Origin of the sequence: Flavobacterium glucosi, from assembly GCF_048286535.1 — a bacterium.
Taxonomy (GTDB): Bacteria; Bacteroidota; Bacteroidia; order Flavobacteriales; family Flavobacteriaceae; genus Flavobacterium.
This window is the reverse complement of sequence record NZ_JBLVPK010000003.1, coordinates 23,744-48,441: the sequence shown is the minus strand read 5'-3', so window position 1 is coordinate 48,441 and position 24,698 is coordinate 23,744. Positions and strand designations below refer to the sequence as shown.

The window sequence follows — 24,698 nt, the reverse complement described above, 5'->3', positions numbered from 1 at the left end:
TTGAAAACGAAAGCCCTATTTAATTGGAGTAGCGGAAAAGATTCTGCACTCGCCTTATATAAAACACTACAAAATCCCGAAATTGAAATTGCCTGCTTGTTAACCAGCGTAAACCAACAATACCAACGTATTTCCATGCACGGTGTTCGGGTTGAATTATTGCAACAACAAGCCGAAAGCATCGGATTGCCGCTTAAAATCATGCAAATTCCCGAAATGCCAACGATGGAAGTCTATGAAAATGTGATGCGCGAAACATTGGCCACACAAAAAAACCAAGGCGTCACCCTCTCTATTTTTGGCGATATCTTTCTGGAAGATTTGCGTAAATATCGGGAGGATAAATTAGCTGAGATGGGTTTTGAAGGCGTTTTCCCGCTTTGGAAAATCCCAACTCACGATCTCATTCAAGAATTCATAACTTTAGGTTTTAAAACCATTGTGGTTTGTGTCAACGAACGATTCTTGGATAAAAGCTTTGTTGGGCGCGTTATCGATCAAGATTTCATAAATGATTTACCTGAAAATGTAGATGTTTGTGGCGAAAATGGTGAATTCCACACCTTCACATTTGACGGTCCCATTTTCACAAAACCCATAGATTTTGAAATTGGAGAAATCGTGTACCGAAAATATGAAAAACCAGAAAATGAAGATTCCTCTGATACCGCTTGTGATACGAGTGCTTCTGATGCCTTTGATTTTGGATTTTGGTATTGCGATTTGATACCAAACTAATTTTTGCAACTAACAGGAAATAAGAAAATAGAAAATTATAGAATTAATTCCGGTACGCGACTTAAAGTAAACATAAATTTTGATCCTTTTCCCATTTCCGACTCAACATTTATGGTTCCGTCGAAGGCTTCCACTATTTTTTTTACTGTAGCTAAACCGATTCCGTTTCCTTTTACTCCATATCGATCTACTGTTGAAACTACTTCAAATATGTCAAAAATAACGTTGTGAAATTCTTCTGAAATCCCTGGTCCGTTGTCGCTAACGGCAATTTTATAACAATCAATTTCTTCAATTATTTCGATTTCAATCTCAATATTTTCTTTATCATTATACTTTATTGCATTGGTAACGAGATTAATCAATATTTGTTCAATCGCACTTTTATTGATAAGTAGAAAACTGACATTGGATTTGAACGTAATAGAACAATTATTTTTAAAAATAAAAAGGTTCGAAAATTCTTTTTCTAAAACAGAAATACTTACCTCACTATTGTTTTCTTTCTGTAATATATTCGATTTACTATACGCTAACAAACTGTCAATCATCTCTCTCAACTTAAAAGAAGAAGTTTTAATTAAATGAATAATTTCTCTTCCCTCCTCGTCAATTATTTCATTGTAGTTATCAATAAAAACATCACTCAACCCGGATATATTTGCCAAAGGAGATTTTAAATCATGCGCAGCGATATAAGCAAATCGATCCAACTCCTGATTCTTTTTTTCTAGCGCTTCTAACGTTTTTTCTAATTGTAATTTTTTTAATCTTAATTCCAATAATTTCATCGTCTGAACAGAAAGCGCTTTTAACGAACGGATTTGATCTGGCGTCAAAACTTTTGGCTTATGATCGATAACACAGATGGTGCCAAGTGGCATTCCGTCCTCATTTGTCAGAGGGACACCGGCGTAAAAAATCACATTTTCTTGACCAACAACAATTGGATTATCATGAAAACGAACATCATTTCTCGCATCTGGAATTATAAAAATATTTTCGGGGTCGTTTATGGCATACGCACAAAAAGAATAATCTCTTGGCGTTTCTGAAATATCTAACCCTGTATGTGATTTAAACCATTGGCGTTCTTCATCCAGAAAAGTAATTAGCGCAATTGGTGTTCCACATATTTGTGACGCTATCAATGTCAAATTATCATATTCTGCTTCGGGTAAAGTATCTAAAATAGAATAGGATTCCAATAATTTAATGCGTTCCTCTTCTAGGATATACTTTTTTGGTGCAATCATTTTTGTGGTATTTTTTTAATGCTTTATTTTTTGAAATATTTTGTATCATACCTTCCCAAATATTTTTAACAGCACTTTTTCGCTCATTATCAATATGTAAATAGTAAAATACTTTTACAAAAGTATTTATTTTCTTAATCTTTACTTTCGATAAGCATTTTTTTTATATAAATTTTAATACAAAAAATAAAGAACTGTTCTAAAAAACTGAACGTACCACCACGGAAGGACTCCTTAATTAATAAAGGCTGTGGTTATTTAATAAAGCACCGAAATATAGACAAACCCAAAATTAATCATAACCTTTAAAACAAAATTACTAATCTAAACTTGGTACTTTAAATGTATCCAGAATACTTTTTTCCGTCATAAGTGCTTCAATTTCATTTGATTTTCTTGGTGCTTCCGCAGATAAATTTACGGGTCCATTTGTGGTAATCAAAATATCATCTTCAATCCGCACCGCAATTCCCCACCATTTTTTATCACAATCACTACCGATAGGAATGTAAATTCCTGGCTCTACAGTAACAACCATATCGGCTTCAAAAGCATTATACAAACCCGGATCATGAACATCCAGCCCAATGTGATGTGAAGTTCCGTGCGGGAAATATTTACGGGATTCTTGTTCCGTTTTAAAAATTCCTAAGTTTACTAAACCAGCACTGATTATATTACGAGCTGCAACATCCGGAGCATTAAAATTATTCCCCACTTTTGCCGCAGCAATTCCCGCTTCTTGGGCTTCATACACCAAATCATAAATTAGTTTTTGCTCCGTAGAAAATTTTCCGTTAGCAGGAATCGTTCGGGTTACATCAGCAGTATAACCATGATATTCCGCTCCTAAATCCATTAGAACCAAATCATTTTCGACTTTCATTTTGCTGTTTTCAATATAGTGCAACACGCAACCGTTGTTCCCTGCGCCCACGATTGATGGATAACCCTCAAACTCACTGCCGTACTTTTTATAGACAAATTCGTGAATTCCCTGTATTTCCGTTTCGGACATTCCGGGATGCATCGCTTTCATGATTTCACGTTGTCCCATTGCCGAAATCCGAACCGCTTTTGTCAGCAAAACCAACTCTTCTTTGGATTTTTTCTCCCGTAAACTCGCCATATACGTCAAAATAGATTTGGTATTAATTGTAGCTTTTTTTGAAGTGATGCTTTTTTTAGTATTAATTTCGTTTTGCACATTCGAATCCATTTGGGATTTCACTTTATCGTTGTAGCCAATTTGGGATTTAAAGGCTCCAATTAATTTGTATAAATCAGCTTTCTCATTTTTCGAATTTCGGGTATCTTCTTCAAATTCCTTAAAGAAAACAGTATCAAAACTGGCATAATCAATCCCCGAATTTAAAAACGCAGCTCCATTAAAAGCATTTTCAAAACCCAACTCTTTTTTGGCACCTTCCGTTCCTAAACGCACTCCAGTCCATTGTTCCGCTCTTGGATTTTTTTCCTGAACGTACAGTAATTCATGGAATGACTTTCCATCTTTATTAGTTTGAACGTTCGAAAAAATAATCAGAACTGAATTGGGTTCTTTGTATCCTGTCAAATAATAAAAATCCGGATCTTGATGGTAAATAAAATCCACATCATTAGCTCTGTTCCGAATGGGATTTCCAAAAAATACCGCTACACTATTCTCAGGCATTTTGGCACGCAAGGCTTCTCTGCGCTCTTTATGGAATTGAGCCGACAAATAATCGTTTGGATTTCCGTTTTGTGCCATTGAAACACAAACAAAAAGAACTGTAAAAACAAAAGAAAGTTTTAAATTCATAGCGTTAAATATTAGATTTTGCAAAATAAAGACGAGGTTTTGAATGAATTAATCAGTACGTAAATATAATTTTTTTGTTCGTACCACCTATTATTTTTATTGAAAGACCCTTCTTTTATTCGTTTAAAAATAGAAAAAGAGCACCAAAAGTTTTTCAACTTCTGAGTACTCTTTAGCAAAAGTGCTTCATCATTCTAAAATTAACCAAAACTAAACTTTATGAAAAATGTTTTTAATACGCACTTATAATTTACTTTTTAACTAGAATAGTAAAATGTTATATGCTATAGTTTTTAAACTTATAACATAGATGCTACTTCTTGCAAAAGGTTGCGTCAAATTATAATTATTTTTTTCTCAAGTGAAAAAGCCGCTAAAATTAACCCTGTTAAACGGTTTACAGTTGCTTATAAATCAATGGCAGCAGATTCACTGATTTTAAAAAATCTGCGAATCTGCGGCTTTTTTTTTACCCGTAAAGTACTTTGCTTATCTTTCCTCGTAGATTTTCAACAACTGCGTCACCGTATTCCAATTGCGGATTGTTGCGGTAACATTCAATTTTTTCTCGATGTATTTTTGGTCGAATCGGGTTTTTCCGGCTCCAACAGCGTATTTAATAAAAATTCTGCTGGCATCAATACTGGCTTCATCCGGTTTAAATTGGCTAATTTTCAAATCATTCATACTGGTACTTTGCAAGGTGGTCGAAATAAACGCTACGTATAACTTCTTGCTGTCACTATCTTTTTCCTTCAAGAAAGGATTGTTCTTGAAACACGCTTCCAAGTCTTCTTTGGCAATAACCACAACAGGCACTTCATGACCAAAAACCTTGAAAATTTCCTGCTTGATTAGAAAACCAACTTTCGCAGGACTTTCTTCTTCCGTGTCCACAAAAACATTTCCCGATTGAATGTAGGTTAGCACATTTTGAAAACCAATGGCTTCCAAAGTTGTTTTGAGCGCCTCCATTTTTATCATACTGTGACCGGAAACATTGATGCCGCGAAGCAATGCGAGATGAGTTGTCATTTTTTAAGCTTTTTATTTTTGCGAAGATATTGTGTTTAAGTCGAAATTCACATTATTAATTAGTAACAAAATACTTTAAGTTTTACCATATTTTCGAAATGCAGATATTGTTTGGTAAATCCCATAACTTATGAAGATGCGGGATAGCCAAACTACAAGTTGTGTTTTCCATCCTTCATTTAAATTAGAATACTCTTTTAATTCTAATTTAGGAAAAGAGGTTATAAAAATTACATAATCTTGATAATATTGATTAAAATAAAATTCAATGCCAATTGTCTTGAGGTATATAATAAAAAATATAAGTCCTATAGTCAGTGTAAAAAAAACTCCTCTAAACCAACTTCTTCCATTATCATTGGAAACGTAATTTAAAAATAATAGAACACTATCAAACCCAATTTTTTTACTTAATAATAATTGTTTATGTTCTAAAGATTCATACCTATTTGCAGTATCAATATCACCTTTTGTTTTTGCTATCTTTTTTAATTGATTATAAACATTTTTTAAATTTGAAATTCTCAAAAATCTTTTATCTATTCCATAACCTAATATTGGGCTTTTACTTTGAGATAAAATTTTTATTGGATATTTATTAAAATTTGCGCCATCTATGTCGCTATTCGCAATTATAATTTCATTAAAAAGATTAATGTCAGAATTTAAAAAATTCATTTTACCAGATATTGTATTCTGAATTATAAAATAATCCCCAGATTTTATATTTGAAAATGTAAGAGATCCATTATTTTGATAATCGAGTATAGATATAATATAAATATCTAGGTCTTTAAAATAGATATTGCCAAGGTTAATACCCGCTAAAGCAATATGAGCATAAATTTGTTCAATAATAATACTACCTTGATTAATTCCATTGAAACCTATGGAAACCATCTCAGATACTAATTTTTCTTTACTAAAATTATTTAGATTGAATACTTCTTTAAAATTACAATTAGAGCAGTTAAAGCTTTCTATTTTTGAGATATGAATTGTAACATCTTTTTCAAAATTTGATGAATGAAACGATAAATCTTTTATTTTAAGACTTCTTGGTTTAGTATTAACATAATACATATCATTTAAATAAACTAAACCATAGAAAGAACTTCTATAAAAGCTAACATATTCAAAATCACCTTCTTCAAAATCAATTCTGTTATGAAACACAGAAGACTCAAAATAAAGATTATCAATTTTAATAACTCCACTAAATAGAATTTTCTTTTTAAATTCACCCTCAAAAAATAAAGATTTATAAAATCCCCCTTTAAATATTATTTGAGAAAAAGAAGTTGAACACTCTAATTTCAATTCTTGAAATTCATTTTCTACTAAAAACTCAATTTTAGATTCACGATGAGAATGATTATTATTCACATCATTGACTAAAACTTTTTCAGCTTTTGATGACACGAACTGAATTGATTGATAATTTCCATTAATTTCGAGTTCTCTTACTTTTAAACTTCTAAAGGATAGTGCGTCAGCTGTATTGGAAATAATGTCAATATCACTTTCTGTCGTACATCCATAAAATGATATATAATGAAAAACTGATTTTCCTAAATAAAATTGATTTTTAAAATGACATTCAAAAAATAATATTTCTCTAGCAATAATATTTTCTAGAATTACAGCTTCATTAAAAATGCAGTTAGAAAAAGAAATATCTTGTTTGGTTTCAAAACTTCGTTCATTAATCATTTCAGAAAAAGTTTTCTTTTCAAATTTGAAATTTACATTAGATGATAATTCAAAAATTGATCCACTCATATCATTTTTTTTTCTCAAATATATCAATTTTCTTACAGCAATTCCAATTAAACCCATTTCCAAATTTCCAAACAAAAAACTATCTTCGCTCCATCAAATTAAAAATCCGTTTTAATCTGTGTTTTTGTGATCTCGAGCGAAGTCGAGAGAAGCAAATCCGTTTTATCGGTGTCCAAAAAAATCTAAATGCAAAACCTCCTACTTACTCCCATCGAATACCTCAAAGGTGTTGGTCCCAATCGGGGCGAATTGCTGCGTAAGGAATTGGGGATTTATAAGTACGTGGATTTGATTAATTTTTTTCCAAACAGATACATTGACAGAACGCGGTATTACAAGATCAACGAACTGCAAAACAATAGTGCCGAAGTTCAAATAATCGGTAAAATCATCAACATCAAAACCGTAGAATTTGGCAGAAACCAAAAACGTTTAGTCGCTACTTTTGTGGATGATACGGGCCAAATGGAACTCGTTTGGTTTCAAGGTCACAAATGGATTCGGGAGAGTTTAAAGCTTAATGAAATTTGCGTGATATTCGGTAAATGCACGTCTTTTGGGAATGCGTTCAATATGGCCCATCCAGAAATCGAACTGATGAGCGAACACGAACAAAGTCTCCGTTCGGCGATGCAGCCTGTGTATCCTTCGACAGAAACCTTGACGAATCGTGGGATTTCAAACCGAGTGATTAATAAACTGATGCAACAATTGTTTCTGGAAACGCAAGCGTTATTCACGGAAACTTTACCAGATTATTTAATCAACGAATTGAAACTGATTCCTAAAAAAGCAGCTTTATTCAACATTCATTTTCCAAAAAGCGCTGACGTTTTGGCAAAAGCCAAATTCCGATTAATCTTCGAAGAATTATTCTTTATTCAGTTGCAATTAATTACGAAAAATCTCATTCGGAAACATAAGATAAAAGGACATCCGTTTACCACAGTTGGCGAAAATTTCAATGATTTTTATCAGCATCATTTGCCTTTTCAATTGACAAATGCCCAAAAAAGAGTGATTAAGGAAATCCGAACCGACATGGGCAGCAACGCCCAAATGAACCGTTTGCTGCAAGGTGATGTAGGTTCCGGAAAAACCATTGTGGCTTTTATGAGCATGCTTTTGGCACTTGATAATGGCTTCCAAGCGTGCTTGATGGCTCCCACTGAAATCTTGGCAAATCAGCATTTTATTGGTTTATCCGAATTGGCCGAAACGTTAAACATAAATATCAGAATCCTAACGGGTTCCACTAAAATAGCGCAACGCAGAATTATCCATGAAGAACTGGAAAACGGTACGTTACACATTCTTATCGGAACCCATGCTTTACTGGAAGATAAAGTAAAATTCAAGAATTTAGGACTGGCTGTGATTGATGAACAACACCGTTTTGGTGTAGAACAGCGCTCTAAATTGTGGAAGAAAAATGTGATTCCGCCACACGTTTTGGTGATGACCGCCACGCCTATTCCCCGAACTTTGGCGATGAGTTTGTATGGCGATTTAGACATTTCCGTAATTGATGAATTGCCTCCGGGACGAAAACCCATTCAGACCGTACATCGTTTTGACAGCAACCGATTGAAGGTTTGGAAATTTCTGCGGGACGAAATTGCTTTGGGTCGCCAAATCTATATTGTGTATCCGCTGATTCAGGAATCGGAAAAAATGGATTTCAAGGATTTAATGGACGGTTACGAAAGTGTTTCCAGAGATTTTCCGTTGCCACAATATTCAATTTCAATCCTTCACGGAAAAATGAAACCGGCGGATAAAGATGCCGAAATGAAACGCTTCTCGGAAGGAAAAACCAATATTATGGTCGCCACCACCGTGATTGAAGTCGGCGTGAATGTTCCTAACGCCAGTGTAATGATTATAGAAAGTGCGGAACGTTTTGGATTGTCACAGCTGCATCAGCTTCGCGGTCGCGTGGGTCGTGGTGCGGAACAAAGTTATTGCATCCTGATGACCAGTCATAAATTGAGTTCGGACAGTAAAACCCGTATGGAAACAATGGTGCAAACCAATGATGGTTTTGAAATTGCCGAAGTGGATTTAAAATTACGTGGGCCGGGGGATTTAATGGGAACCCAACAAAGCGGGGTGCTTAATCTTCAAATTGCTGATTTGGTTCGGGACAGAGATACCTTGGCATTAGCCAGAAATTACGCTTTACAATTACTTAAAGAAGATGCGGGCATGCAAAAACCGGAGCATGCAGCTTTGAGAACCGTTTTTATTGAAATGACCAAAAAGAAAAATATTTGGAATTATATTAGTTAAATCAAGAAGCGACATTTTAATTAATTTTAGTTCTACTCTCTTGAATTTATTTTAAACAAAATACAATTTTTCATAATATTGATTAAACCATTTCACTTTTTTACAGTCATAAAGAATTGGAAAACGAGCGTTACCACATTTATTTGTTATTGTTAAATTTTGCACCATTTAATTTTGTTTGTGCAAAAGTTAAATAAAAATTAACTACTCGCCCATTCCCATTCGTAAATATTAGATTTGTATTTAACTAAAATTATTGATACCTAATCTTACATTATAAAACAACTATGAAAATAAAACACCTTGTCTACGCCTTGTTAACTATCGGAATAATCGGATTTATTGTTTATCGAATTTCAGAGAACAAAAGTAAAAACGGAGATTTAAATGATTTAAAAGGAAAAGGGAAACAAATAAACGTAAGCGGTATAGTTGTAAAATACCAAACATTTGATAATAATTTATCACTTTCCGGTTCAATTGAAGCAAATGAACAAGTGGAGATTCGTAGTGAAGTTTCTGGTATCGTTGAAGGAATTTATTTTCAGGAAGGAAGTAATGTGAGCAAAGGGCAAGTACTTTTTAAGGTCAACGATTTAGAGTTAAGAGCCCAATTGAGACAAACTTCTACAGCAGAAGGATTGGCTTCAGAAAATGAAAGAAGAGCCAAATTATTACTTCAAAAAGAAGCTATTAGTCAGGAAGAATATGATTTGGCACGTGCTGATTTAAAATCGGCACAAGCCCAAAGTCAGTTGATTAAAGTCCAAATTGCAAAAACATCAGTACGAGCGCCTTTCTCCGGAAAAATAGGCTTACGCTCCATTTCACCAGGAACTTATATTACGCCAACAGTATTAGTTGCTAAGTTGGTGAACGTTGGGAAACTAAAAATTACCTTTTCAATTCCAGAAAAGTATGCCAATCAAGTTAAAAAAAATACAACTATAACATTTAAAATTGCAGGGTCTGATAAAAAATATACAGCTACTGTATATGCTATTGATCCCGAAATTGCAGTGAGTACCCGAACATTACAAGTACGTGCCATTGCAAATAATAAGGACGGCAAGTTATTACCGGGAACATTTGCGGATGTCGAATTACCTTTGGATATTATAAAAGATGCTATTATCCTTCCTACAGAAGCTATCATTCCAATACAAAATGGAAAAAAAGTTTTTATTTCCAGTAATGGTCAAGCCAAAGAAGTAATGATAGAAACTGCTACCAGAACTGATGCGTCAATTTTAGTGCTTTCCGGCTTAAAAGCAGGCGATACCGTTATTACCAGCGGTATAATGTCATTAAAAAATGAAACTCCTGTCAAAGTAATTATAAAATAATTTTAATTATGAATTATGAATCATACGTTTTTAAATGAAACTTATAATTCATAACTCATAACTCATAATTCCCAAAAAAAAATGAGTTTATCAACCACAAGTATTAAAAGACCCGTACTGACAATTGTTCTCAACCTAGCAATCGTATTGTTTGGAATAATAGGCTATACTTTTCTGGGTGTTCGCGAATTTCCTTCGATTGATCCTGCACAAGTTTCGATCCGTACCAATTATGCCGGTGCAAATGCCGATATTATAGAATCTCAAATTACGGAACCTATAGAAAAAGCACTTAACTCGATTGAAGGAATTCGAAATATTACTTCTTCGAGCGTGCAAGGAAGCAGTAATATTACTGTTGAATTTAATTTAGATAAAGATCTCGAAGCTGCAGCCAATGATGTTCGGGATAAAGTTTCCCAAGCCGTACGCAGTTTGCCGCAGGATATTGATTCGCCTCCGGTTGTTTCTAAGGCCGATGCGGATAGTCGTGCAATTATTTCGATGACAGTTCAAAGTGATTCCAGAAATTCTTTAGAATTAAGTGACTACGCCGAGAATGTTATCGCACAAAGATTAGAGACCATTCCCGGTGTCAGCGGAGTCCAGATTTGGGGACAAAAAAGATTTGCAATGCGATTGTGGATTGACCCTGTCAAGTTAGCCTCTTATGGATGCTCTGTAGCTGAAGTGAGAGATGCTTTAAATCAACAAAATGTTGAATTGCCGTCCGGTAAAATAACGGGAGACAATACTGAACTGACGGTAAAAACGGTTGGAAATCTTTCTACTCCCGAAGAATTTAATAATATCATTATTCGATCCGAAGGAGGAAAAACCGTGCTTTTTAAAGATATCGGTACAGCTGTTTTAGGTCCGGAAAATTTAGAAACAAAGATGACTCAGTCTGGTTTGCCTTTAGTGGGTGTAGCAATTGTCCCGCTTCCCGGGGCCAACTATTTAGATATTTCGAAAGAATTTTACAAAGAATATGATAATCTAAAAAAGGATTTACCCAAAGATATCAAACTAAACATTGTTATTGACAGTACCGTTTTTGTCAAAAAATCAGTAACCGAAGTAGCCGAAACCTTGCTGATTTCTATTATTCTGGTAATTCTAATCATTTATTTATTCTTTAGAGACTGGGCAATTGCCTTTAGACCCTTAATTGATATTCCCGTTTCGCTGATTGCGACTTTCTTTATCATGTATCTTTTTGGGTTCTCCATAAATGTATTGACTTTACTCGCTATTGTTCTTGCTACAGGATTGGTCGTAGATGATGGAATTGTTGTCACTGAAAATATTTTTAAGAAGGTCGAAGAAGGAATGTCGCCAATTGAGGCAGCTATAAAAGGTTCCAATGAAATATTTTTTGCCGTAATCTCGATTTCAATTACTTTGGCAGCCGTATTTTTGCCGGTGATTTTTCTCGAAGGATTTGTAGGACGTCTTTTCCGAGAATTTGGCGTCGTCATAGGTGCTGCAGTATTAATTTCAGCTTTTGTTTCCTTGACGCTGACTCCAATGCTAAACGCCTATTTGATGAAAGGCGGAGCACAAAAAAAATCAAAGTTTTACATCTATTCAGAACCTTTTTACCAACGATTAAATAGCGGCTACGCCGATGCCTTAAGTACATTTATGAAAAAAAAATGGCTTAGTTTTCCAATTCTTATCGGTTGTTTCGGATTAATTTATATCTTTTTTAATTTATTACAAAAAGAAACTGCACCTTATGATGACCGAAGTGCTCTTGTCATGCGAATGACAACTCCTGAAGGTTCCTCTTATGAATATACGGATCGCTTTATGCAGGAATTATCACAATTAGTAGATGATTCTATTCCGGAAAAAGAGGTTGCTTTAGTAATCACATCTCCTGGTTTTGGGTCCTCTTCCGTAAATAGTGGCATGATTCGAATGGCCCTCTCAGAAACTAGTGAAAGAGAAAGTTCTCAAAAAGAAATTGCCGAAAAATTAAACCGATTAACAAAAAAATACCCCGAAATTAGAACTTCCGTTATTGAAGAACCTACTATTGCAGTAAACAGACGAGGAGGTTTGCCCATTGAATACATAATTCAGGCACCAAATTTTGAAAAATTGCAAGAGAAAATTCCGCAATTTATGGATGAGGCAGCTAAAAACCCTACGTTTTCGGTTACCGATGTAAATCTAAAATTTAACAAACCTGAAATCAACGTTACAATTGATCGGGAAAAAGCAAAAAGTTTAGGGATTTCTGTTATGGACATCGCTCAAACCTTACAACTCTCTCTAAGTGGCCAACGCTTTGGTTACTTTATGCGCAACGGAAAACAATATGAAGTCATTGGGCAATTTGAACAAAAAGACCGATCTAAACCTCTGGATTTAACTTCTATGTATGTTAAAAACAGTACTGGCGAATTAATTCAAATGGACAATGTAGTCCGAATTGAAGAAAAAAGTAATCCGCCTCAATTATACCATAACAACCGATATATGTCAGCTACAGTAACTGCCGGACTAGCTCCAGGCAAAAGTATTAGTGATGGTATTGATGCTATGAATGAAATCAAAGCGAAAGTACTTGATGATTCTTTCACAACTGATTTAGGAGGAGAATCCAGAGATTTTGTCGAGAGTAGTTCTAATACTTCTTTCGCTTTTGGATTGGCATTATTGTTAATATTTTTGATTCTAGCCGCACAATTTGAGAGTTTTATCGATCCGTTAATTATTATTTTGACTGTACCAATGGCCGTAGCAGGAGCTTTGTTTTCTCTTTGGTTGTTTGATCAGACTTGGAATATTTTTAGCCAAATTGGAACTGTAATGCTCATTGGATTAGTGACCAAGAATGGAATTTTGATCGTGGAGTTTGCCAATAAACTGAGAGAAGAAGGGATACCAAAACTGGAAGCCATATTAGAAGCTTCCGAAGCAAGACTTCGCCCTATTTTAATGACGAGTTTAGCCATTTCATTAGGAGCCTTGCCTATTGCTTTGTCTTTGGGTGAAGCATCCACCAGTAGAATTGGGATGGGAGTTGTGATTGTAGGGGGAACTATTTTCTCTTTGATTTTAACGTTATTTGTTATTCCAGCCATGTATTTAATGTGGTCTAGAGCACGAAAACACTATCCTGAATTTGACCATATTGAAGAATATGAAAAAGAAGTTAAATAATTTGAATGGAACGCTGATGCCGCGGATTAAATTGATGCATGCGGATTTCATATAAAATTCGTTGATTCGTGGCTAAAAAATATAATTATGACACATACTAAAATACTATTTAAAAGCTTTATACTAGTCCTACTTTGTATTGTAAAAACCAATGCTCAAGAAGTTTTAACATTGGAAAGTGCTGTAAAAATAGCATTAGAAAACAATTACGAAATAAAAATTGCCACCAATAATTTAACGATACAACAAACAAATACAGCGATTGGAAATGCTGGAATGTTGCCAACCGTAACTGCTAGTGTTGTGGATAATAACAGTATTCAAAACAGTTCCCAAACACGTCAGGACGGAACAGAAACCGAATTAGACAATGCCAAAAACAATAGTTTAACGTATGGCGTTGGATTAGATTGGACTGTTTTTGACGGATTCCGAATGTTTGCCAGACTGGATCAATTGAAAGAATTACAAAAATTAGGTGAAGCACAATTAAAGTTAACTGTCATCACCAGAATCAGTGACGTGAATGCTGCCTATTATGATTTGGTTCAGCAACAACAGCAATTAGTTGCTTTGGATACGACCATTGTTATTTCGAATCAGCGATTGACTTTGGCACAAAATAGATTTACCATTGGAAAAGCATCAAAATTAGAGGTTTTGAATGCCCAAGTAGATTTAAATACCGATCAGGTTGCATCATTAAGACAAAAAGAATTGTACGCCAACAGTAAAATTTTATTAAATCAACTATTAGCCAGAGATGTTACCACTGATTTCAAAGTAATTGATCAGCTTGAAGTGGATGCATTATTGTTACTTCCAGAACTAAGAGCCTTAGCCGAAAAGCAAAATCCGCAATTAGAAGCCCAGATCATCAATAAAAGAGTTGCCGAATTAGAATTAAAGCAAATTAAAGCAGCACGTTATCCTACCGTTCGAGTGAATACCGCCTATAATTTCTCTGAGAGCCAATCTAGTCTTGGATTTGTGACACAATCGCAATCCAGAGGTTTTAATTATGGTTTTAGTGCTTCGTTGAACATATTTGATGGTTTTTCACAAAATCGAAATGAAAAAATAGCCAAGATTCAAATTGAAAATTCGAAGTTAAATATAGATCAGCAAAATTTAGCTTTGAACTCACAATTGGCTACTTCCTATCAAACGTATTTGACTAATTTAGAATTGATTGCTTTAGAGGAAAAAAACGAGTCGATTGCCAAACAAAATCTAAATATTACTTTAGACAAATTCAGAATTGGGACTATCACTACTTTAGAATTCAGAACCGCACAATTGAATTATGTGAATGCCAAAGTACGTTACACAAATGCTCAATTTCAAGGAAAATTATCTGAAATTGCGCTTCGAGAATTAGCAGGTAATCTTAATTTTTAATTTACTTTTGTTAAAAAAAGTATCTTAAATGGTTTCATATAATACAAAAGACTGGTTCACATTTATTTTTCGTTTTCACAAAGCGGACACTTTTAGAACATTAATGCCAATAATGTTCGCTATTGGATTGTATTCCGGAATTATCGGTTATTTAGAAGTCGAATATTTGAAATTAGCGGACGATAGTTATGTGAAAAATATTACGATCATGCACGGAATGCTTGGTTTCGTAATTTCATTATTGCTGGTTTTTAGAACCAATACTGCTTATGATCGTTGGTGGGAAGGTCGTAAAATGTGGGGTGCTTTAGTAAATAACAGCCGTAATTTAGCCATTAAATTATCGGCTATTTTGCATGATGAAAAAGACAGGAAGTACTTTCGAAAAATGATTCCCGGTTATGCTTCCATTTTGCATAAACATTTGAACGATGAGGATACCAGCAAACAATTGTTTGAAGATGTTGATTTAGAAATTGATCATCACAAACACAAGCCCAATCAAGTTGCTAAAATGTTATTTCATAAGATTAATGATTTATACGACTCCAAAAAAATAACTGGCGATCAACTAATTATATTAAACGAGGAAGTAAAATCATTTACTGATATTTGTGGTGTTTGCGAACGAATCAAAAACACTCCTATTCCCTACTCCTACAGTGCCTTTCTTAAAAAATTCATCTTTTTTTATGTGATGACATTGCCTTTTGGATATTCTTTCAGTTTGGGTTATTATGTAGTTCCAGTTGTAGTATTTATTTTTTATGTTTTGGCGAGTTTAGAATTAATTGCTGAGGAAATTGAAGATCCTTTTGGAAGCGATGAAAATGATTTACCTACACATAAAATTGCGGAGAACATCAAAAAACATGTGGAAGAAATAATTTAAATTTTGTTAAACAGTGTTCTGGTTCTAGTTATTTTTATTAAATTTAAGCTTTGTCTTTTTAAAGTTTAAAACTATGAATAATACCCGCGCTTTTATAAATCCACCCCATTTATCAAACGAGAAATCGTTAAAAACATTAGTTGAAAACAGAACGGTTTACTCTTTAAACCATTGTGAACTAAACCTATTTGAAACCTATGAATCTTCGGCATTAGTTCCTTTGAAGTTTAATGATTTTTTGGTAACTAGTATGTTGCGTGGCAAAAAAATAATGCATCTTTTTGACGACCCAAGTTTTGTCTATTTACCGGGTGAAACTGTTGTCATTCCCTCGAATGTAGAAATGAAAATCGATTTTCCCGAAGCTTCAAAAAATAATCCGACACAGTGTTTGGCTTTGGCGATAGACCAAACTAAAATTACCGATACTTTACAGTTTTTAAACGAACGCTACCCAAAAGAAGGAAAAGACCAATTCTGGCAATTGAATTACCAAAATTATTTCTTTTATAACAATGTGGAATTGGCAACGACAATTAATAAATTGATCAAAGAATGCATGAGCACGTCAATTACTAAAGATGCTTTGGCCGATTTGACTTTGCAGGAATTATTAATTCGAATTATTCAGACACAAACTGCAAAAGCAATAGACGATGGTTTATTTGCCGATCCAAAAAATCCGATTACACAAGTCGTAGAATTCATCCGATTGAATTTGAAGGAAAATATAAGCATGAAACATTTAAGTGAAAAAGCATGCATGAGTACGACTTCTTTATATCGTTTTTTCAAAAGAGAATTAGGGATGAGCCCTATAGAATTTGTGATTAGCGAAAAAATGAAGTGTGCCAAACAATTACTAAAAAATCCTTCGATACAAATTAATGAGGTTGGGTATTTATCAGGATTTGAAAATTGTAATTACTTTATACGGTTGTTTAAAAAACACGAAGGAATTACGCCAAAGCAGTATCAATTGTTATATGTAGTAAACTAGATTATTCAATATATTTTACTGGCTCTAGCGATTGCTCTTCTTCTGATGTGAAAATCCGGTATTCAATTCGGAATGTTTTCTTTAATGGTGTTTCTAAAGAAAATCCTCCTACTCCAAACGCATCAATTACATCCAAAGTAAAATGTGCATGCTTCCAATATTCGAATAAATCCTTATCGACCCAGAATTCCGTGTTTTCGATTATTCCGATACAAACATCTCCCATTCGTTGGTAAAAACCGCCTTTTTCAAAACATTGTGGCTGTGTTCCTTCACAACAACCTCCTGCTTGATAAAACATCAAATCACCGTGTTTTTCCTGCAATATTTGAATTAATTCTATTGCTTTTTCTGTGGCATCGATTCTTCTTGTCATTGTATGTTTATTTAATAGATTGTCCGCTAAGTGAGGCTAAAATTTATTATACTTCTTAACCATTAAGAAATTAAGAAAGTTAAGTTTTTAGCCTTAATGAACCTTAATTTCTTAATGGTTCAAAGAAAAAAAAATTTCTAAATAAAAAAATCTAATTAGTCGTAGTAACGGTTGGTATAATTTATTTAAAATAAAACCTGACAAATTATACAATCTGTCAGGTTTATCACTAACCAATAATTAGTAATTAACTAAAAGAAACCTAATTTCTTTTTATCATAAGAAATCAGCATATTTTTTGTCTGACGGTAGTGTCCAAGCATCATTTTGTGGTTTTCACGACCAATACCTGATTGTTTATAACCTCCGAAAGGAGCTCCCGCAGGATAAGAATGGTACTGATTAATCCAAACACGGCCTGCTTGAATCGCTCTTGGAACCTGATAAATTTCGTGTGCATCACGTGTCCAGAGTCCAGCTCCCAAACCATACATTGTATCATTTGCAATAGCAATAGCTTCTTCAGTAGTTTTGAAAGTGGTAACTGCTAAAACCGGTCCAAAAATCTCTTCTTGAAAAATACGCATTTTATTATGCCCTTTGAAAAGTGTTGGTTTGATATAATAACCTCCTTCAAGATCTCCGTCTAATTTATTTTCTTCACCACCAATCAAAAGTTCTGCCCCTTCTTCTTTCCCTAATTTGATATAAGTCAGGATTTTTTCTTTTTGAACTAAAGAAGCTTGTGCTCCCATCATAGTACTTCTGTCTAAAGGATTTCCTAGTTTTATGGCTGCAGTTCTTTCAATTACTCGCGCTATGAATTTATCATAAATATCTTCATGCACTAATAATCTGGACGGACAAGTACAAATTTCACCGTTATTTAAAGCAAACATAACGGCACCTTCAATTGCTTTATCAAAGAAATCATCATCAGCATCCCCAACGGACTTCATGAAGATATTTGGAGATTTTCCTCCAAGCTCTAAAGTAACCGGAATAATATTTTCGGTAGCGTATTGCATTACTAAACGACCAGTTGTTGTAGAACCTGTAAAAGCTGCTTTCGACACTTTTTTATTGGTTACCAAAGCTCTTCCAAGTTCAGCACCAAAACCATTAACAATATTTATTACTCCCGGAGGCAAAATATCGCCAATCAATTCCATCAAAACCATAATGGAGATTGGTGTACTTTCCGCGGGTTTTAAAACGACTGTATTTCCTGCTGCTAATGCAGGCGCTAATTTCCAAACAGCCATTAAAATTGGGAAATTCCAAGGAATAATTTGGGCAATTACTCCCAAAGGTTCGCTTAAAGCTATAGAAACAGTTTGCGAATCCAGTTCAGCTATGGAACTTTCCTCAGCGCGAATTACACCTGCAAAATATCTGAAGTGATCAATTGCCAAAGGCATATCGGCAGCTAAACTCTCCCGAATGGCTTTTCCATTGTCAATGGTCTCAACAGTAGCAAGATATTCAAGGTTATCTTCCATAACCTGAGCAATTTTATTCAATAAGTTACTGCGTTCCGTAACAGATGTTTTCCCCCATGTCTGGAAAGCTTCATGAGCAGCATCTACTGCCAAATCTAAATCTGCTTTAGTTGAATGTGCGGCTTTTGTAAATACTTTTCCGTCTATCGGCGAAACAACATCAAAATATTGCCCACTAATTGGCGCAACAAATTTACCCCCTATATAATTGTCATATGTTGCCTTAAAATCAGGTCTTTTTACCACGTTATCCATGTCGTTCTCTTTTTATATTTTATCAAATATACCTTCATCCTTATTCTTAGAATAGCACAATTCATTCAACTAATAGCATTAAATTTTCATATCTATTTTTTTAACTTAAATTTATTATTTAATTCATGTTTATTTATAACTAATACTATTGAATTCATATTTTAAATACTTATATGATACACTAAATCAGTTATAAAAAACCAAAAAAATTGTTTCTTACTCCAAACTGCAATCCTTATATTTGCACCAGAGACCCAAGGTCGAACTGACGAAGTAATCTCATTAAAATTGACAGATGAAAATATCTTACAACTGGTTAAAACAATTCATTAAAATAGACTGGAAATCCGAAGAAACAGCAGCATTACTAACTGATTTAGGTCTGGAAGTAGAAATTGTTGATAAATACCAATCCGTAAAAGGTGGATTAGAAGGCATTGTTGTGGGGCATGTTCTTACCTGCATACAACATCCGGATGCCGACAGATTAAAGATAACGACCGTAGATTTAGGAGATGGCGTTCCTGTTCAGATTGTTTGCGGTGCCAGCAATGTTGCTGCGGGACAAAAAGTGCCAGTCGCCACAATTGGAACTACATTATACGATGCGGCAGGGGTTGCTTTTTCGATCAAAAAAGGAAAAATACGCGGACAGGAAAGTCACGGAATGATTTGTGCCGAAGATGAATTAGGTCTTGGTGAAAGCCATGACGGAATTATGATATTAGATGATGCATTAGTACCGGGAACTCCTGCAGCGACTGTTTTCAAAATTGAAAATGACGAAGTATTCGAAATTGGATTAACACCCAATCGTGCCGATGCCATGAGCCATTTAGGGACTGCACGTGATTTGAGAGCCGGAATGTTACAAAGTGGCGTTAATGTTGAGTTGATAACACCTTCAGTGAGTAATTTCAGAGTGGATAAAAGAACTTTGAAAATTGATATTGATGTAAAAGAACCTAAACTTGCTCCCAGATATTGCGGAGTGACAATTTCTGGTATCGAAGTAAAACCATCACCAGCTTGGTTGCAAAATAGATTGAAAGCGATTGGATTAAATCCAAAAAACAATATTGTCGATGTCACTAATTACGTTTTACATGAATTAGGTCAGCCGCTTCACGCCTTTGATGCTTCAAAAATTAACGGTAAAATAGTAGTTCAAACGCTTCCTGCGGGAACAAAATTTACTACTCTTGACGATATTGAAAGAACCTTACACGAAGAAGATTTAATGATTTGTGACGAAAAAGGACCTTTGTGTATTGCAGGAGTTTTTGGTGGAAAAAAATCCGGCGTTTCGGAAAGCACCAATTCTATATTTTTAGAAAGTGCTTATTTCAATCCGGTAAGCATTCGTAAAACTGCCAAAAGACATCAATTGAATACCGATGCTTCTTTCCGTTTTGAAAGAGGAATTGACCCAACTATTACAGAATATGCTTTGAAACGTGCTGCTTTATTGATTCAAGAAGTAGCCGGCGGAGAAATAACATCGGATGTAATTAATGTTTATCCAAAGAAAATTGAAGATTTTTCTGTGTTTTTAAACTTCAGCAAAGTGGCTAAAATTATTGGACAGGAATTACCGAAAGACACTATTAAGAAAATATTAGTTTCATTAGACATCAAGGTAAACAGCGTTTCTGATGCAGGATTAGGATTAACTATTCCATGCTACCGTGTTGATGTTCAGAGAGAAATAGATGTTATTGAAGAAATATTGAGAGTATATGGATACAACAACATTAATTTTTCTAAAAAACTAAATGCCACGGTTTCTAATTCTCCAAGAAACGAAGACTACAAAATACAAAATGTAATTGCTACGCAGTTAAATTCTCAAGGATTTAATGAAATGATGGCAAATTCATTGACAACTGCATCTTATGTTGACCTTTCAGAAGTTTTGAATCCGGCAAACAACGTAACAATGTTGAATCCGTTAAGTGCTGATTTAGCCACAATGCGTCAATCTTTGTTGTTTTCAGGACTAGAAGCAATCTCTTACAATATCAATCGTAAAAATGCTGATTTGAAATTATTTGAATTTGGAAAAACATACCATAACTATCTTGCCGGTTACGAAGAGAAAAAGCATTTGACTTTATTTCTTTCCGGAAATAGAAATCAAGAAAATTGGACTAATACACAAAAACCATCTGATTTCTTTTTGTTTAAAGGATATGTAAATGGAATTCTTTCTAGATTAGGCATTCAAAAAACACAAAACGTACCAGTAACTTCGGATGTGTTTTCTGAGGGGATTGCTATTAGCGTTGGAACCGAAATAGTAGTAGAATTAGGAGTAGTTAAAAAATCAGTATTAAAACATTTTGGAATCAAACAAGAAGTCTTTTTTGCAGATTTTAACTGGGCTTTAATTTTAAAATTGATTTCTACCAAGATTAAATACAGTGAGATTCCTAAATACCCGGAAGTTCGTAGGGATTTGGCGTTGCTAATTGATCAAAACATAACGTATGACAGCATTTACAATATTGCGCGCCAAACAGAGAAAACACTTTTAAAAGACATTAATTTATTTGATGTGTATGAAGGAAAAAATCTTCCTGAAGGCAAAAAATCATACGCATTAAGTTTTACTATTCAAGACAGTTCTAAAACCTTGACCGATACACAAATTGATAAAATTATGAGCAAGTTGCAAAATAATTTTGAAACTGAACTTGGAGCCAGCTTACGATAATTGCTTTTTTAACAAAATATAAAATCCCAATTCTATTTTTAGAATTGGGATTTTTTTATACAAAAAAGCCCTGCAAGTTGCAGAGCTCTTAAGACTAACAAAATATCAACCTTTAATCTAAAATTATTTTTTAGGCAATACAACAGCATCAATCACGTGAATCACACCGTTTGATTGGTTCACATCGGCAATTGTTACTTTAGCATTATTCATATTCTCATCTGTAATGTATAAATTTTTTCCTTTCATCCATGCTGTCAAAGTTCCACCACTAACCGTTTTTAAAGTAGCTTTCCCTTTTCCCATTTTAATAGCTTTTGCTATATCAGAAGCATTCATTTTTCCTGCTACTACATGGTAGGTAAGAATTGTTTGCAACATTTTTAAATTTTCAGGTTTCAATAATGTTTCAACTGTACCTTTTGGTAATTTATCAAACGCTGCATTTGTTGGGGCAAAAACGGTGAATGGACCTTTACTTTGCAAAGTTTCAACTAAACCTGCTGCTTTTACAGCGGCAACTAATGTAGTATGATCTTTAGAGTTTACGGCATTTTCAATAATATTTTTAGTTGGATACATCGCAGCTCCACCAACCATAACAGTTTTTTGCGCGAAAGAAGTTGCTCCAAATACTAATGCAAATAATGCAATCGATAAAATTTTTTTAGTTTTCATAAAATCTATTTTTTAAGTTATATAATTTCATTTACGGTGTTTAATTGCGTTTGGTTTTAAAAAATGAAATTATTTTTAAAGTTTAATTTTTTTGAATGAGATGAAATAGACTTTAGTTCTAATTAGCCCCGATGGCAGCAAGTATCCTTTATATTGTGTTACGAAAAGTTAATTTTTGAATAGGTCTTCTGCACAATAAAAAGATACTGCATACAGCGGGAAGATTGTGGATAGTAAATTAAAATGTTCTGCTCCTAAAAAAATAAAGCACAAAAAAAACTCCACAAATTGCGGAGCTTTCTATATTCAAAAAGTTTTAAGAAATTATTTTTTCTCTGACTTTTCCATTTTAGCTTTCAAGGCTGCTAATACATCATTGTTATCCCCTAAAGTTGCAGCTGGTGCATTTGTAGATGAGTTTGAAGTAGAAGTGTTTTCAGTAGCTGTTTTCACATTTTTCTCTTCTTCTTCACGGAAGATAGCAGTGTGAGATGCAACTACTCTTTTGAATTCTTTGTTGAATTCGATTACTTTGAAATCAGCTGATTCTCCTTTTTTCAATTTCTTACCGTCTTCTTTTTCAAGGTGACGAGTAGGAATGAAAGCAACGATATCATCTCCGAATTCTACAGTAGCTCCTTTGTCAACGATTTCAGAAATTTCACCTGTGTGGATAGTTCCAACTGCGAAAGAATCTTCATATTGATCCCAAGGATTAGCAGTAGTTTGTTTGTGACCTAAAGATAATTTACGTCCGTCAACATCTAATTCTAATACTACTACGTCAAGTTTTTCACCAACGTTTACAAATTCAGATGGATGTTTGATTTTCTTAGTCCAAGATAAGTCAGAGATGTAAATTAATCCATCAATTCCTTCTTCTAATTCTACGAAAATTCCAAAGTTTGTAAAGTTTCTAACGATTCCTGAATGTTTAGAACCTACAGGATATTTAGAAGTGATATCAGTCCAAGGATCTTGAGACAATTGCTTGATACCTAATGACATTTTACGGTCATCTCTGTCTAATGTTAAGATAACAGCTTCAACAATATCTCCTACTTTTACGAAATCTTGAGCAGAACGTAAATGAGTAGACCAAGACATTTCAGAAACGTGGATTAAACCTTCCACACCTTCAGCAACTTCGATAAATGCACCGTAATCAGCGATTACAACTACTTTACCTTTTACTTTGTCTCCAATTGCCAATTTAGCATCAAGAGCATCCCAAGGGTGAGCATTTAATTGTTTCAATCCTAATTGAATTCTTGTTTTTTCGTCATCGAAATCAAGGATTACAACATTTAATTTTTGGTCTAATTCAAGAACTTCAGATGGGTGGTTGATTCTTGACCAAGAAAGGTCAGTAATGTGAATCAATCCATCAACTCCACCTAAGTCAATAAAGACACCATAAGAAGTAATGTTTTTAACAACACCTTCTAATACTTGTCCTTTTTGTAATTGACCGATGATTTCTTTTTTCTGGATTTCGATATCCGCTTCAATAAGCGCTTTATGAGAAACAACAACATTTTTGAATTCGTGGTTAATTTTTACCACTTTGAATTCCATCATTTTGTTTACATATACATCGTAGTCTCTAATTGGTTTAACATCAATTTGAGATCCTGGTAAGAAAGCTTCAATTCCGAAAACGTCAACGATCATACCACCTTTAGTTCTGCATTTTACAAAACCATTAACGATTTCTCCTGTTTCGTTAGCCGAAATAACTCTATCCCATGATTTGATAGTACGTGCTTTTCTGTGAGATAATACTAATTGACCAGTTTTGTCCTCACGGATGTCAATTAATACTTCAACAGTATCACCTACTTTTAATGCTGGGTTGTAACGGAATTCGTTCAATGAAATAACACCTTCCGATTTTGCGTTGATATCAACGATAACGTCTCTATCTGTAATTCTAACAACTGTACCATCCACCACTTCTTCTTGATCAGTAGCGATAAATGTTTTTGAAACTAGTTCTTCGAATTCTAATAAGTTTTTCTCATCAACAGCATCAATACCTTCTTCGAAATTGTGCCAGTTAAAATTTGCTAAAAACTCTTCTTGTGATTTTACTTGTTCAGACATGCTGATTAAAAATTTGTATTCTGTATTCTCTCGAGTTTCTTAATGTGCTAGAAAACAACAGAAGTTGTTTGTATAATTAGTTGAACCCTAAAGGAAACTCTTATTCACCAAAAGGACTGCAAAAGTAACACATTTATCTTAAACTGCAAAATAATTCTGCTGCGATAATTGTTTGATAATCAGGAGCAGGACGTTTTTTGGTTTTTATGAACTGCTACTCCCGCTTTTCGTTGCAATCTCCCGAAAAAAATCGGGAGGATTTCCACTGCAATCGGGGCTAGTTATGACGTTTGGGGGTTTTAAGCAATAAAAAACCCGATAACTCTTAAAGCTATCGGGTTA

General features: G+C 34.1%; 16 protein-coding genes. 8 read left to right on the top strand and 8 right to left on the bottom strand.

Annotated features, from left to right (window positions below; all coding sequences use genetic code 11):
• The gene (locus ACNQGD_RS06045) at positions 1-738 is read left to right on the top strand and encodes a Dph6-related ATP pyrophosphatase (protein ID WP_417998935.1); all 738 of its coding nucleotides are present in this window, start codon (positions 1-3) and stop codon (positions 736-738) included.
• A gap of 35 nt (positions 739-773) precedes the next feature.
• On the opposite strand, the gene ACNQGD_RS06040 is transcribed toward ACNQGD_RS06045, so the two are convergent.
• From ACNQGD_RS06040 to ACNQGD_RS06025, 4 genes are all read right to left on the bottom strand, one after another.
• The gene (locus ACNQGD_RS06040; protein WP_417998667.1) at positions 774-1,994 is read right to left on the bottom strand and encodes a sensor histidine kinase; all 1,221 of its coding nucleotides are present in this window, start codon (positions 1,992-1,994) and stop codon (positions 774-776) included.
• Positions 1,995-2,313: 319 nt separating this feature from the next.
• Complete coding sequence (locus tag ACNQGD_RS06035) at positions 2,314-3,798, bottom strand: aminopeptidase P N-terminal domain-containing protein (RefSeq protein ID WP_417998666.1); 1,485 nt, start codon at positions 3,796-3,798, stop codon at positions 2,314-2,316.
• A 489-nt stretch (positions 3,799-4,287) separates the two neighbouring features.
• Positions 4,288-4,833, bottom strand: a complete 546-nt coding sequence (locus ACNQGD_RS06030) for a DUF1697 domain-containing protein (protein ID WP_417998665.1) — start codon at positions 4,831-4,833, stop codon at positions 4,288-4,290.
• Between the two features lie 75 nt (positions 4,834-4,908).
• Positions 4,909-6,672 carry a hypothetical protein gene (locus tag ACNQGD_RS06025; protein ID WP_417998664.1) on the bottom strand — a complete coding sequence of 588 codons (1,764 nt, stop codon included), beginning with the start codon at positions 6,670-6,672 and terminating at the stop codon, positions 4,909-4,911.
• Between the two features lie 129 nt (positions 6,673-6,801).
• Between ACNQGD_RS06025 and recG the strand changes: the two genes are divergently transcribed.
• The 6 genes from recG to ACNQGD_RS05995 all read left to right on the top strand — a co-directional run bounded on the left by recG (position 6,802) and on the right by ACNQGD_RS05995 (position 16,723).
• A complete protein-coding gene (recG, locus tag ACNQGD_RS06020; protein ID WP_417998663.1) occupies positions 6,802-8,907 on the top strand; it encodes an ATP-dependent DNA helicase RecG in 2,106 nt (701 codons plus the stop codon).
• A gap of 287 nt (positions 8,908-9,194) precedes the next feature.
• Entirely contained in the window at positions 9,195-10,253 is a 1,059-nt protein-coding gene (locus ACNQGD_RS06015; protein WP_417998662.1) for an efflux RND transporter periplasmic adaptor subunit, read from the top strand.
• Between the two features lie 81 nt (positions 10,254-10,334).
• Positions 10,335-13,430, top strand: coding sequence for an efflux RND transporter permease subunit (locus tag ACNQGD_RS06010; RefSeq protein WP_417998661.1), 3,096 nt, complete (start codon positions 10,335-10,337; stop codon positions 13,428-13,430).
• An 87-nt stretch (positions 13,431-13,517) separates the two neighbouring features.
• Positions 13,518-14,831, top strand: coding sequence for a TolC family protein (locus ACNQGD_RS06005; RefSeq protein ID WP_417998660.1), 1,314 nt, complete (start codon positions 13,518-13,520; stop codon positions 14,829-14,831).
• A 28-nt stretch (positions 14,832-14,859) separates the two neighbouring features.
• Positions 14,860-15,723 carry a bestrophin family protein gene (locus tag ACNQGD_RS06000; protein WP_417993514.1) on the top strand — a complete coding sequence of 288 codons (864 nt, stop codon included), beginning with the start codon at positions 14,860-14,862 and terminating at the stop codon, positions 15,721-15,723.
• 73 nt (positions 15,724-15,796) lie between these two features.
• Positions 15,797-16,723 (top strand): AraC family transcriptional regulator, encoded by a 927-nt coding sequence (locus ACNQGD_RS05995; protein ID WP_417993515.1) that lies wholly within the window; start codon positions 15,797-15,799, stop codon positions 16,721-16,723.
• A gap of 1 nt (position 16,724) precedes the next feature.
• Here ACNQGD_RS05995 and ACNQGD_RS05990 read toward each other — a convergent pair whose 3' ends face one another.
• Together ACNQGD_RS05990 and ACNQGD_RS05985 are read right to left on the bottom strand one after the other, a co-directional pair.
• Positions 16,725-17,099: a DUF779 domain-containing protein gene (locus tag ACNQGD_RS05990; protein ID WP_417998659.1), complete on the bottom strand. Its 375-nt coding sequence runs from the start codon at positions 17,097-17,099 to the stop codon at positions 16,725-16,727.
• Positions 17,100-17,350: 251 nt separating this feature from the next.
• Positions 17,351-18,856: an aldehyde dehydrogenase family protein gene (locus ACNQGD_RS05985; RefSeq protein ID WP_417998658.1), complete on the bottom strand. Its 1,506-nt coding sequence runs from the start codon at positions 18,854-18,856 to the stop codon at positions 17,351-17,353.
• 295 nt (positions 18,857-19,151) lie between these two features.
• Here ACNQGD_RS05985 and pheT point away from each other — a divergent pair, with 295 nt between their 5' ends.
• Positions 19,152-21,572 (top strand): phenylalanine--tRNA ligase subunit beta, encoded by a 2,421-nt coding sequence (gene pheT, locus ACNQGD_RS05980; protein ID WP_417998657.1) that lies wholly within the window; start codon positions 19,152-19,154, stop codon positions 21,570-21,572.
• 123 nt (positions 21,573-21,695) lie between these two features.
• On the opposite strand, the gene ACNQGD_RS05975 is transcribed toward pheT, so the two are convergent.
• The gene (locus ACNQGD_RS05975; protein WP_417996378.1) at positions 21,696-22,250 is read right to left on the bottom strand and encodes a fasciclin domain-containing protein; all 555 of its coding nucleotides are present in this window, start codon (positions 22,248-22,250) and stop codon (positions 21,696-21,698) included.
• Positions 22,251-22,574: 324 nt separating this feature from the next.
• The gene (rpsA, locus tag ACNQGD_RS05970; RefSeq protein WP_417993520.1) at positions 22,575-24,356 is read right to left on the bottom strand and encodes a 30S ribosomal protein S1; all 1,782 of its coding nucleotides are present in this window, start codon (positions 24,354-24,356) and stop codon (positions 22,575-22,577) included.
• Positions 24,357-24,698 lie beyond the last annotated feature (342 nt).